Annotated in this window: 11 protein-coding genes; 9 read left to right on the plus strand and 2 right to left on the minus strand. The window is 35.3% G+C overall.

Annotated features, from left to right (window positions below):
- Positions 1-87 precede the first annotated feature (87 nt).
- The 4 genes from HMPREF9402_RS05030 to HMPREF9402_RS05045 all read left to right on the plus strand — a co-directional run bounded on the left by HMPREF9402_RS05030 (position 88) and on the right by HMPREF9402_RS05045 (position 3766).
- Positions 88-648, plus strand: coding sequence for a chromate transporter (locus HMPREF9402_RS05030; RefSeq protein ID WP_006784917.1), 561 nt, complete (start codon positions 88-90; stop codon positions 646-648).
- Positions 648-1211 carry a chromate transporter gene (locus tag HMPREF9402_RS05035; RefSeq protein WP_006784918.1) on the plus strand — a complete coding sequence of 188 codons (564 nt, stop codon included), beginning with the start codon at positions 648-650 and terminating at the stop codon, positions 1209-1211. The genes HMPREF9402_RS05030 and HMPREF9402_RS05035 overlap by 1 nt, the downstream gene beginning before the upstream one ends.
- Before the next feature lie 159 nt (positions 1212-1370).
- Positions 1371-2375 (plus strand): hypothetical protein, encoded by a 1005-nt coding sequence (locus tag HMPREF9402_RS05040; protein ID WP_238526646.1) that lies wholly within the window; start codon positions 1371-1373, stop codon positions 2373-2375.
- A gap of 170 nt (positions 2376-2545) precedes the next feature.
- Positions 2546-3766, plus strand: a complete 1221-nt coding sequence (locus HMPREF9402_RS05045) for a cation:proton antiporter (RefSeq protein ID WP_039930851.1) — start codon at positions 2546-2548, stop codon at positions 3764-3766.
- A 33-nt stretch (positions 3767-3799) separates the two neighbouring features.
- Here HMPREF9402_RS05045 and HMPREF9402_RS05050 read toward each other — a convergent pair whose 3' ends face one another.
- Positions 3800-5797, minus strand: a complete 1998-nt coding sequence (locus tag HMPREF9402_RS05050) for an aryl-sulfate sulfotransferase (protein ID WP_009606720.1) — start codon at positions 5795-5797, stop codon at positions 3800-3802.
- Positions 5798-5950: 153 nt separating this feature from the next.
- On the opposite strand from HMPREF9402_RS05050, the gene HMPREF9402_RS05055 reads away from it, so the two are divergent.
- From HMPREF9402_RS05055 to hcp, 5 genes are all read left to right on the plus strand, one after another.
- Positions 5951-6892: a TRM11 family SAM-dependent methyltransferase gene (locus HMPREF9402_RS05055; RefSeq protein ID WP_009606722.1), complete on the plus strand. Its 942-nt coding sequence runs from the start codon at positions 5951-5953 to the stop codon at positions 6890-6892.
- A 42-nt stretch (positions 6893-6934) separates the two neighbouring features.
- Positions 6935-8215: a branched-chain amino acid transport system II carrier protein gene (gene brnQ, locus HMPREF9402_RS05060; protein WP_009606723.1), complete on the plus strand. Its 1281-nt coding sequence runs from the start codon at positions 6935-6937 to the stop codon at positions 8213-8215.
- A gap of 82 nt (positions 8216-8297) precedes the next feature.
- The gene (locus HMPREF9402_RS05065) at positions 8298-9293 is read left to right on the plus strand and encodes a Gfo/Idh/MocA family protein (protein WP_009606721.1); all 996 of its coding nucleotides are present in this window, start codon (positions 8298-8300) and stop codon (positions 9291-9293) included.
- 11 nt (positions 9294-9304) lie between these two features.
- On the plus strand, positions 9305-9958 hold the full coding sequence (locus HMPREF9402_RS05070) for a Crp/Fnr family transcriptional regulator (RefSeq protein WP_006784925.1): 654 nt from the start codon (positions 9305-9307) through the stop codon (positions 9956-9958).
- A gap of 115 nt (positions 9959-10073) precedes the next feature.
- Entirely contained in the window at positions 10074-11708 is a 1635-nt protein-coding gene (hcp, locus tag HMPREF9402_RS05075; RefSeq protein ID WP_009606717.1) for a hydroxylamine reductase, read from the plus strand.
- 45 nt (positions 11709-11753) lie between these two features.
- Here hcp and HMPREF9402_RS05080 read toward each other — a convergent pair whose 3' ends face one another.
- Positions 11754-12848 (minus strand): glycerol dehydrogenase, encoded by a 1095-nt coding sequence (locus HMPREF9402_RS05080; RefSeq protein ID WP_009606716.1) that lies wholly within the window; start codon positions 12846-12848, stop codon positions 11754-11756.
- Between the last annotated feature and the right edge of the window lie 413 nt (positions 12849-13261).

Raw genomic sequence — 13261 nt, forward strand, 5'->3', positions numbered from 1 at the left:
TTTTTTTATTTGAAAACAGTATTTTCTTTTAATATGGAAATTTTGAGATATAATAGTTAAGAATGACAAGATTTTGGAGGTTAAGACATGCACGATTATTTAGATTTGTTTTGGACTTTTTGTCGAATTGGAGGATTAACCTTTGGTGGTGGGTACGCGATGTTACCCATGTTACAAAAAGAGGTTGTCGAAACAAAAAAATGGGCAACCGAAGAGGAAGTCATGGATTACTATGCAGTAGGGCAATGTACTCCAGGCGTTATTGCGGTTAATACAGCCACTTTTATCGGTTATAAACATCATGGAGTTTTAGGTGCAATTGTTGCGACAGCAGGCGTTGTTTTTCCATCATTAGTGATTATTATGATTTTGGCCGCGTTTTTACAGTCTTTCGCTGAGTTTGAAATCGTACAGCATGCATTTAATGGAATACGTGTAACGGTTTGCGTTCTGGTATTAAATGCTGTAATCAAGTTATGGAAAGGTTCTGTGATTGATAAAGTTTGTTTAAGTATTGTGATAATCACGATTTTAATCGGAGTTTTAGGTTCTTTAGGTCTTATCATCAACATTTCTCCGGTATTTATTGTGATTTTAGCTGCTATTGTAGGATTAGTTGTTAAAGGTGGAAGAGGTGAAAAAGCATAATGACATATGTTATTTTATTTTTTGAATTTTTTAAGATTGGGTTATTTGCTGTTGGTGGAGGGTTAGCCACTTTACCCTTTTTATATGAATTAGCGGGAAAATACACATGGTTTGATGAAGCAATGCTTGGAAATATGATTGCGGTCTCTCAATCAACACCTGGACCTATTGGAATTAATATGGCAACTTATGCAGGGTTTAATGCCGCTGGAATATTAGGTGGTATCCTTGCAACAGTAGGGTTGGTTACACCATCGGTTATTATTATTATCATTGTGGCACATGTTTTAAATAAATTTAAAGAGAGTCAGGCTGTTCAGGCTGTCTTTTATGCCTTAAGACCGGCTGTTACAGGTTTAATTGCGGTTGCTGGATTTGCTGTTTTTAAAATTTCAGTTTTATCACTTGATACCTTTAATCAGACTAAATCTATTTTTAATTTGTTTAATCTAAAGGCACTTATTTTATTTATAGTCTTATATGTTGTGACGAATAAAATCAATAAACATCCAATTATTTTTATTGTAGCGGGAGCTTTAGTCGGAATTTTAATTGGATTATAACAAGAGGAGCTAACATTTAAAAGTTAGCTCTTTTATTTAATAATTCATTTTAAACTCATAAATTTTTTGAGATTTGATGCAAAAAAAATGTGCAAAAATGTCGAATTTTATATAACATCATATAGGAAAATTTGATAAAATAAGGTATAGTTGTAAGGAATGGCCCGAAAGTTTGAGGTGTTAAAGTTGTTAAGCGAAGTAGATAAATGGAGTCAAAAATATATGCTATATCGAAAAGGAGCTGCATTATTTATTGGCTTATTAGTTCTTAGTGTTGTTATTTTCTTTTTTAATTTACCATCGGTTAAAATAAGTACCACATGTTTAGTTTTCTGTTTTATTGCTGTGATTGGAATTCGTTGGTGTCTAGCTAAAATGGATGAATTTAAATCTCTATATGTTAATACGGTTCCCATGATAGATCCTGAAAGAGATTTCTCAGAAGAAAAAGGTTTTCATGATCTAGATGACAGTATTCAAGAGAGTGTCTCTTCAGTTGAAGAGGTAATGGATAGTTTCGTTTCAGATGAAGAATCGATTGAAGCAATAGCTCCTGAAGATTTCTCAGAGTTAGCAAAAGATGAAGTTGAGGCAACAGAGGAAATCACTGACTTAACTGAAGTTGAGGTAACAGAAGAAATCACTGACTTAACAGAAGTTGAGGTAACAGAAGAAATCACTGACTTAACAGAAGTTGAGGCAACAGAGGAAATCACTGACTTAACAGAAGTTGAGGTAAAAGAAGAAATCACTGACTTAACAGAAGTTAAGGTAAGCGAAGAAGGGTCACCGCTTGAACACGAAAATGAGGTTGTGTCGGGTTCTGTAGAGCCGGTTTCTATTGAAGATGAAATTTTATTGACTGTCACTCAGATGATTAAAACGGAGTATGATTTAATGGACGAGTTAACAGTTAAAATGGTGGGAAATTATTTTACAATTTATACGAATAAAAAGGTGTTGCTTCGATGCAAATTAACGGGGCGTAAGCAGTATATTTTAACTCACTTATCACAAGAAGAGGTAGAAGGACTCGGACTTGATTTTGAAGCACCATCAAAAAGTGAGTCTTATACAAGCCGTGTGACCTTTAAGAGTTTAGCTGTCTTAAAGGAATTGGATTCATATATTTTAGAGACTTATAAACAAATTCATAAGTTATAATGAGAAAACACTCCAAAGCGGAGTGTTTTTTGATTCTTCAAAAATAAAACGTAAACATTTTAATGAGTGTATTTTTTTCGACAAAAGGTGTGTGACTGTGCGAAGGTAACGTGCTATATTACCTTGGTTAATCACTAAATTAGGGGAATATTAAAAATGGAGATGAGGTTATGTTGTCTTATAATTATTTGTTTGATATTGCGTTAATTCTATTAAGTACGAAAGGATTAGGATTAGTGACGAAGAAGTTTTCCATGCCTCAGGTTGTAGGAGCCTTGTTAGCGGGATTGGTTCTTGGACCAGCGATGTTAAATGTATTGCACGAGACAGACTTTATTAAACAAATTGCTGAACTTGGCGTGATTGTCTTAATGTTTACGGCAGGCCTTGAGACTGATTTACAAGAATTGAAAAAAACAGGGAAAGCTTCATTTGTGATTGCAGTTTTTGGGGTGTTAGTTCCATTGTTATTTGGATTTATCACCGCTTCATTTTTCAATCAGACATCAACAGCAGAGGGGGTTAGTCATACTTTACAAAATATTTTTATCGGTATTATTTTAACGGCTACATCCGTGAGTATTACAGTTGAAACGTTGAAGGAGTTAGGGAAGTTAAATACACGAGCTGGGAATGCGATACTAGGAGCCGCAATCATCGATGATATTTTAGGAATTGTAGCACTAACCCTTATTACAAGTTGCGCAGATTCTTCTGTTAATATTGTGTTAGTTCTTGGAAAAGTCATCTTATTTTTTGTATTTGCCATTTTAGCTGGAATGCTTTTCTATAAATTTTTCATTTATTGGGTTCAACGATACAACCGAGATATGAGACGATTTGTCGTCATTTCATTTGTTTTTTGTTTAATTCTTGCCTTTTTAGCGGAAGAGTGGTTTGGGGTCGCTGATATTACGGGAGCCTTTATTGCAGGCTTAATTTTATCAAATACGTCATGTGTTCATTATATTACGTCAAGATTTGAAACAATTTCTTATATGTTGCTTTCACCCATCTTCTTTGCAAGTATCGGAATCCAAGTAGATTTGAGTGGGATGAACCAGACTTTGCTTTTATTTACCGTTGTTTTGGTGGTGATTGCGATTATTTCAAAAATAATTGGCTGTGGGCTTGGAGCTAAACTGTGTCATTATTCAACGAAAGAATCTCTTCAAGTTGGCGTTGGAATGGTTTCCCGTGGAGAGGTTGCTTTAATTGTGGCTAGTAAGGGGGCAGCACTTGGATTAATGAGTGCCGTGAATTTTGGACCGATTGTCGTGGTAGTGGTTATCACAACGATTGTGACACCGATTTTGTTAAAAATAGTCTTTAGTTCTAAAAAAGATTCAAGGAATTTAACCAAAACCAATTCTAAATTAATCAAATCATAGTCAAAAGGATGCCTCAATAACGAGGCATCCTTTTTAATGTAATTTAAGGCTATAGTCTGTTTCATACAACACTAAAGCGTCATTTGATTTTAAATAGAATGACAAACGATAAGTTCCTTTTTCAAGATTAGAAAGATCCGTGCGATCAATAAACTGAACTAGTGTCTGCTTCTTTACAGCTTTTTTAAGACGATTTTGAAGACCGGTTGGAAGTTCGTCAATAGTTTTGACAGCATAGCAATCCGCACTGTGAATTGAATAGGTAAAAGATTCATGAGATTCATTAGTTAAGACGAGCGCAAATGAATCGGTGATTTGAGCTTTTTCGATGTAGCCATCTAAATATAAAACATCATCGACTAACTCAATCGTCGATAAAAATGAAGAATCATAAGATTTTGTTTGAGTGGGATTATCTAGATTAAGAGGTTCTTTAAAGGACATTAAATTTTCTTTAGCAAGTGACGTTGCATTAGAATTCGTGAAAGAATAATTTAAATTTAATTCATCAAAGGTTAAGGTGTCAATGGCGTAAATGTGATTGATACCTTCTTTGTTGAAGGTCATCTCCATGAGAATATCATTCGAATCCGTGGCACTGACTTCAAATAACTTTCCACCCATTGATTGATTAAGTTGAATGAAGCCATATAACATAAGCATCGACTTCGTCTTTGGCAAGTAATCGACTTCACTAATGATGGTTGAGGTTAGGGCTGGAGATAAATTTTCTCCAAACGACCAAATTTGTTCGACAGTCATCTCGCGTTCATTAATTCGATAGTGAACTGCTCGACTGTATTGATTCAAATCTGGGTAAGATTCCCTTGGAAATACGCCAATATCGACATGATTATCAAACAAAATTAAATCTACTGTATCTGGATTTTGATCAAGATCTTCTAGAACTTTTGAAGAATGTTGGGCGAAAAACCAGGTGAAGTTTTCACCAATTGGGGTTAATAAATACGGTTTAAGTTGTTCATTAACCTCATCAGGTGCACCTAATATCCATTTTAGTTGTTTAGTGGTTGGATCAAGTTTTACAACCATACTTTGAGAACGTCCAGAAGCGATGACTGTTTCGTCACTCTCATCTATCATCGCATAATTTAAATGAAACCAGTCATCTAAGTCACCTTTAACGGATTCAGGTAGTGTGTCTTTAAAGCGATTAATATCAAGATAGTCTCTTAAATTGATGGTTTGAAGGGGAATTCCAGTTTGAGCATCGAGGATATAAAGATGGTCTTCTGTATATCGTTCATCTGTTTTATCGCTTGAGTTAATAATGTAATTGCCATCTGCGGTCAAGGTTAGAGAATGATGTCCAGAACCGGGAATATATAGTTGTTTTTGAACTTGTCCTAAATAAGAAATTTCTTCTAGTTGTTGTTGATAGTAAAAATAATAAGGCCCGTGATAAGTTAATAAATTTCCATTTGGGAGCGAAGTAATAGAACCCGATGTAGAATTTTGAATGAAACGGATATCTCCATACTCGTCGATGAGATATTTATATGTATCATCGGTTGCTAAAAATAATCGAGTTGTATGCGTCAAGGGAGTTGACTGATTAAGTGTCACCTGTAGGCTATCACTTGGAAGTGGCGGAGTTTGAATTTGCATCTCATGTGAAATCGTTTGTCCCGCTTCATTGGTCGCACTCAATAAAATGGTGTTTGATTCATTTGGATATAATCCGATTAACGTTAACTGGTGTGTCGTTTCATAACTGTTGGTTTCATAACTTAAGGTTGCTTGTTCGGTATGTCCAAGGACTTGATATTTAATCATTGAGGGTTCTTCTGTTTCAAACATGACAAGATAAGAAAGGGGAGAATTTTGGTAGGGGTCATGGACGAGATAGGGAGAATCAATTGAATAGGTAGTTTCGTTAAATTCTTGTTTCATTGTTTCTTCTAAATTGGCTTGCGTTTTGAAAATGGATAGAGTTGAATCAATAGTAAGTGTTTGTTTAGCTTGGCATCCAGTGAGCCATAATAGTGCAAGTAATAATAATCTAATCATTTAAAAAGTGTGCCTCCTTGATGTATTCTAATATTTATTTTACTATACATTGTGAACTTGAGATAGATGATGTTGAAAAATGTCATTTTTTCAATTATAATGAAGACTAGTGTTTTTTGTAATGAAACTAAAATAGAAGAGGACGACGAAATCATGATCGAACAGTTACCGATTAAAGGTTATTTATATGTCATTAATTACGCTGAAGGTGAAGAAAGCCTTTGTCGACTTGAAATGAAGATTTTATTAAATCAATCGTTTGAAGACAAATGGATTTTATCTGATATTGAGATTAATCCATCACGTAGTGTTTTTATTAAGGAACGACTGACGATTTATTACCAAGCTGATTCCTTTGAATCATTACATGAAATGGTTTTAAAGCAACCGATGAGTTTTGAAACATTTAAATTATTATTTATGCGATTTAAAGATCAATCACTTGAATATAAAGAGCGATTAAAACGTCTTTATGCGATTGGTTCATTAATTGGTGGCGAAGCTGATATGTATGAACCGAAACAATTGCTAGGATTGACGGAGTTAAATGGCAAATGGTATTTTGGCACACTTGAACCCAATTGTAATGAGTGGGTGAAGCATGAGAATAAGCCTCATTCTTACTCCTTTTCATTAAGTGTTCGTGTTTCACGCTCTGTTGCTAACTTAGCGGTGGGTCATCAATTTGATAAAAAAATAATTGATCCATGTTGTGGTGCCGGAACTGTTGTCCTTGAGGTACTCACAGTGGGAGGAAATATCATTGGAAATGAGTTAAATCCTAAAGTAGCTTGGAAAGCAGAAGAAAATTTAAAACACTACGGATATGAGAATGTGATTCAAATTGGAGATATTCAAGAGATAAAAACTCATTATGATACGGCGATTATTGACCTTCCATATGGACATTTTAATCCGATTTCGCCAGAGATTCAGCAAATGATTATTGAGAATGCACGTCGTATTGCTGATGAACTTATTATTGTGACACAAGTTAAAATGGATGAGCAATTAAAAGCTGCTGGGTTTGAAGTCATTGAACAATGTGAAGCGGTTAAAGGGAAGTTTGTTCGGTATATTACCATGTGTCGTTAATGGAGAAAACAGCTAGAATTATAGACATCAAGGAGGATATTAATGAAGAGTAAACAATTTAAAGATGCATTAGTGATTGGGTTTGCCTTGTTTGCCATGTTCTTTGGCGCAGGGAATTTAATATTCCCACCCTTTTTAGGAAACACAGTTGGAGATCAAGTGATTCCAGCTTTACTAGGGTTTTTAATTACCGGAATTGGGTTACCTTTACTTGGAATTTTAGCGTGTTCACGCGCAGGAGGATCATTTGAAGTGATGGCTTCTCGCGTTTCTAAACCGTTCGCTACCGTTGCGACGATTATTTTAATTTTAGCGATTGGACCGATTATTGCAATTCCTCGTACTGCCTCAACGACGTTTGAATTAGGGATTGTGACGTTATTACCTAATGCAACACAGTGGTTAACAACGATTATTTATTTTGCTATTGCGTTATTCTTTGTCTTAAAACCCACACGAATTGTAGATGCGATTGGGAAAGTCTTAACTCCTATTCTATTATTTGTCTTAATTGCGATCATTACAAAGGGGATGTTATTTCCAATTGGTGAAGTAGCAACACTGGATGTTTCACAAGTTTTCACAACGTCTTTTAAAGAAGGTTATCAAACGATGGATGCTATTGCGGCTGTTATTTTTGCAACGATTATTATTTCATCTGTCCATGATAAAGGCTATAAAGACCATAAGAGTGTTTCTAAAATTATTTTAATGTCAGGTTTAATTGCAATTGGTGGATTGGCGATTATTTATGGTGGGTTAATGATGTTAGGAGCCCAAACTTCTTCGCTTGTTGATGTAAGTTTTACTCGTACACAACTTGTTATGTATATTGCCAAAGCGGTCTTTGGTTCGCTTGGGACGATTTTTTTAAGTATTTGTACAACAGTCGCTTGTTTAACAACGGCGATTGCCTTACTAACGGCAAGTGCAGAGTTTTTCACCAAATTATTTAAGGGAAAAATTCCATACGCAGTGAATGCCATTATTTTAACTGTGATTAGTCTTTTTATGGCAACCAATGATGTTGATCAAATTGTAGCTTTAGCAGGGCCAGCTTTAGATATTATTTATCCGATTGTCATTGTTTTAATTATTTTAACGTTACTAGGAAAAATGGTTAAACATGACTTTGCTGTAGCCATGACGGTTTATGTGACGTTAGCAATTAGTTTATTAACAACGATTGGTTCTTTCATGAATTTAACAGCCTTAACGTCTGCGTTGAATTATTTACCCCTTCAATCTTCAGGATTTGGATGGTTGCTACCAGCCGTTATAACATTTATCATCGTTAACTATTTTGTGAAACATAAAGCTTAAAATTAAACCCTCTGTCTCTAACTTGACAGAGGTTTTTTTTCTGCGTATGCTAATAGTAGTTTAAAGAGGTGGAGGAAATGGAATGACTCAACAGATACGATTTGGTATTATTGGAACGAATACGATTACAGAACAATTCTTAAAAGCAGCGATGAGCCTTGAATCTTTTAAGTTGAATGCCATTTATTCTAGAACAGAAGAGCGAGGTCTTGAATTTGCATCGAAGTATGGTGTCGAGTATATTTATACTAACCTTGAACAGCTTTTAAAAGATGATGTCGTCGATGCGATGTATATTGCCTCACCGAATGCCTATCATGCTAAGCAAGCTATCTTATGTTTAAATCATCAAAAACATGTGTTATGTGAAAAACCCTTGGCTTCTAACTTAAAAGAAGTTGAAGCCATGTGCGAAGCAGCGTTTAAAAATGGAGTTGTTTTAATGGAGGCAATGAAGACCACTGTGTTACCAACTTTTCAACTGCTTAAAGACCATCTTCATAAAATTGGGACCATTCGTCGATACAGTGCAAGCTTCTGTCAATATTCTTCAAGATATGATGCCTATCGAAGCGGGACAATCTTAAATGCGTTTAAAAATGAGTTATCAAATGGTGCTTTACTTGATATTGGAGTCTATACGATTGCTCCGATGATTCATTTATTTGGACTTCCAGGTGAGATAAAGGCAAGTGCCTATATGCTTGAATCAGGTGTAGATGGAGAAGGGAGTATCATCTTTAAATATCCTACAATGGAGGCTTGTGTCATGTATTCTAAAATCTCTAACTCTTATTTACCGTCGGAGATTCAAGGAGAAGATGGAACGGTTATGATTGATCGAATTAATCGATTCCATCAAGTTCAAATTAAATATCGAAATGGTGAGATTGAGGAGTTAGCGATTCCTCATGATGAAGCAGATATGAAGTATGAGCTTGAAGAATTTATTCAAACGATTTTAAAGCAAAAGAAAGAATCCAATGTCAATACATTGGAACGCTCAAAGCAGGTGATGAGTGTTTTAGATGAGGTTCGTCGTCAAATCGGACTTCAATATCCTGCAGATTTAAAATAGGAAGTGATTCTATGTATCAACATCCGTTATTGATCTCTTTTAATCAAGAGTCAATTGAAAGGCTAAAACAACAAAGTTATGAAATTCAACTAGAGAAAGGACAACCCTTATTTTTTCAAGGAGATGCGGCAACGGTTGTTTATTATATTAAATCAGGAATTTTAAAAATTCTAAAAACATCTATTCAAGGTCAGGAAAAGATTTTTTCAATTTATTCAAGAGGAAATCTAGTGGCTTTAAGTGTTTTATTTAATGACCCTCACCAATATCCTGCTTCTGGTGTTGCACTAGAGGAAACGGTGGTGGTCGCTATTCCGATTCCTGAACTAGAAAAAGCTATCTTATCAAATCATCAGGCAACACGTGCATGGTTTTGTCATTTGAATCGCCGATTAGAAGGTGTCCAACAATTACTGACTGATCAAGTTTTTATTGATGCAAGAGATCGCTTTAAAAAAGTGATTCAATTATTTATGAAACATAAATCTTTTCAAAAAGACGGGATGATTGTATTTGAGATGCCGTTAACAAAGCAGGAAATGGCAGAGTTATTAAGTATTCGTCGTGAAACGTTTAGTCGATTATTGTCCTCTTTAAAAGAAGAAGGATTATGTGAGTATTCCAAAAAACAAATGCGTGTTAATCGAGAGTGGCTTGAAAGCTAAAGATGACCTTTGGTCATCTTTTTTTTAAAAAAATCTTTAAAAATGTGACCTACCTCACATCTTGTTCTTGAAGAGGTTTATATAATAGCTTTGTTGAGAAGAAGGAGTGATAGAGATGGAAATGTTTTGTAATCAATGTCAAGAAGCTTCGAAAGGGATAGGCTGCACTGTCTTTGGTGTATGTGGAAAATCCCCTGAATTAACGGCTTTAATGGATACGTTTATCTATTCATTAATTGGTGTATCGACGCTTGTTTTAGAAGTTGAAACTGTATCTGATGAGATTCATGAGTTTGTCATGGAAGGATTATTTGCAACGATTACGAATGCTAATTTTGAGGAAGAAGAATTTGTAACACGCACGCTGCAAAGCTTAACCTACCGTGAGGAATTAAAAGAACAATTAGTTGGTCGTGAGTTACCCATCCTTAAGCATGATATCATGAACTTCATTGCTAAAACTAAAGAAGAGATGATTAAAAAAGCTTTAAAAGTGGCCATTCATCAAACAGAAAATGAAGATATTCGTTCAATTCGTGAATTGATGTTATTTGGAGTTAAAGGGTTAGCAGCTTATTTATCACATGCGCAAAAATTAGGCTATGTTCAACCATCACTATACATGGGAATGCACAAAATGATGGCCGCCTTAATTAATGAATCACTAACACTAGAAGATTATGTTTCGCTAACACTTGAACTTGGAAGTATTGGGGTAGAGGGAATGGCTTTACTTGATACGGCTAATACCACAACATTTGGCCATCCAGAAATCTCAAAAGTTAATATTGGAGTTGGAGAACGTCCAGGAATTTTAATCACCGGACATGATTTACACGATTTAGTTCAATTACTTGAGCAAACTAAAGATCAAGGAATTGATATTTATACGCACAGTGAAATGTTGCCTGCACACTATTATCCTGAATTAAAAAAATATGATCATTTAAAAGCAAATTATGGAAATGCATGGCATTTACAAACGAAAGAGTTTGAAACGTTTAATGGACCGATTATTTTTACAACGAACTGTTTAGTCCCACCTCGTCAAAGTGCCACTTATCAAGATCGTGTGTTTACAACGGGAAATACGGGATATCCTGGATTTAAAGTGATTCCGGTTTTAGTGGATGGTCGCAAAGATTTTAGTGAAGTCATTGAACTGGCTAAAACATGTGAAGCACCTAAAGCGATTGAACAAGGAGAAATTGTAGGAGGATTTGCTCATCATCAAGTGATGACGTTAGCATCTGAGATTATTTCAGCGGTTGAAAAAGGAGAGATTAAGCATTTCGTTGTCATGGCTGGGTGTGATGGACGTCATAAAGAGCGTCAGTATTATACAGATTTTGCTAGCGCCCTTCCAGACGATTCTGTTATTTTAACAGCGGGATGTGCGAAATATCGCTATAATAAGCTAAATCTTGGAACAATCAATGGAATTCCTCGTGTGCTTGACGCAGGCCAATGTAATGATTCTTATTCATTAGCCGTCATTGCCCTAAAATTAAAAGAAGCATTTGGACTTGAAGATATTAATGACTTACCGATTGTTTATAATATTGCATGGTATGAACAAAAAGCCGTCATTGTCTTATTAGCTCTTTTATCATTAGGTGTGAAAAAGATTCATTTAGGTCCTACGTTACCTGCTTTCTTATCACCAAATATTGTGGACTTTTTAGTTCAAACGTTTGAAATTGGTGGTATTTCATCCGTTGAGGAAGACTTAGTTAAATTTTTTGAATAAAAAATAAAGGAACTCAAGTTAAAATCTGAGTTCCTTTTATGATTGTTAGGCAAACTGAGCACCTAGACGATCTGCAATTAAAATAGCACTATAGACATCGATTGGAGTGACTTCAAATGGCATATGATGAATCGTATCTTGTGGGTCACAGCTTGCTGTTGCAACTGCCATCAGTTGATCTTCTGTTGGATTTGTAATTCCAAGGTCTTTTAAGCAGGTTGGGAGGCCTAGTTGACGACAGAAAGTTAACACTTCATCGATTTCTTCTTTTGGCGCATTTTCTAGCACGAGTTGAACGAGTGTCCCAAAGGCTACTTTTTCACCATGATACATGTGATGACTTTCTTTTAAGACTGTTAAACCATTATGGATCGCGTGAGCACCGGCGAGTCCTCCACTTTCAAAACCAACACCGCTTAAATAAGTGTTTGCTTCAATGATATTTTCGAGTGCTTTAGAATTAACATGATGATCTGCAGATAACTTTGCTTGATAACCATCAACTAATAACGTTTCATAACAAAGTTTTGCTAACGTTAAGGCTGCAAGTGAACAAGTGCCACCTGCAATCGTTAAGGCATTGGAACGATGACAAGCACGAGCTTCAAAATAAGTGGCCAAGGCATCTCCCATACCTGAAACTAGTAAACGAGATGGAGCCTGTGCAATAACAAGTGAGTCAACAATCACAACATTCGGATTTGTTTTTAAGAATAAATAGCGGTCAAATTGACCTGCATCTGTATAAAGAACAGATAGGGCACTACAAGGTGCATCAGTAGAAGCAATGGTTGGAACAATTATAACAGGTAAATTTGAGAAATAAGCAACGGCTTTTGCCGTATCGAGTGTTTTTCCCCCTCCAATTCCGATGATCACATTTAGGTTTCCTTTTTTGACATTTTCAATGATTCGATTAATTTCTGTTTTACTACATTCCCCATTAAAAGCATCTAGGTGAATAGCTATTTGTTGTCGTTTGAAACTGGTTTGAATCGTCTCTTCATAATGAGATAAAATAAATGGGTCAACAATGACATACGCGCCAGAAATGCCTAAATCCATTGCATAATCACATATATGTGCTAACTCATTTGGCCCTTGAATGTATTTAGTTGGTGAATAAATCACTTTTTTCATCACACAATTCCCCTCTTCTTAAAAATCATCGTAGATTAGCAGAGATTAATCTCTCAAATTTATCATAACGCTAACGAAATAAAGGGACAAGTTGCGTGATAAAAAGAGTTTTAAAAAGTTAAAATTCGACAAGATTGAAGAGATGGAAAGGGTATAAGAGAGTAGCAAAATTTTCAAAAAAATTTTAATTTGAAGCGAGCATATGCGCCGAAAATCAGTTCATAATAAGAATGAAAGAAAGGTGATAAATATGGCAAAAGCAGGTATGAAACGTCCAGATCCAAGTGAACCACATGGAACTGAAAGTAACAAAAAACAAAAACATCCTAAAAATGATATGCCACCTGTACCAGAAATCCAAGGAAAAGCAAAACATGGGAATAAAAAGCAGGGCCTATTCATTAAACAAAAAA

It is taken from the genome of Turicibacter sp. HGF1 (genome assembly GCF_000191865.1).
GTDB lineage: Bacteria > Bacillota_I > Bacilli_A > MOL361 > Turicibacteraceae > Turicibacter > Turicibacter sanguinis.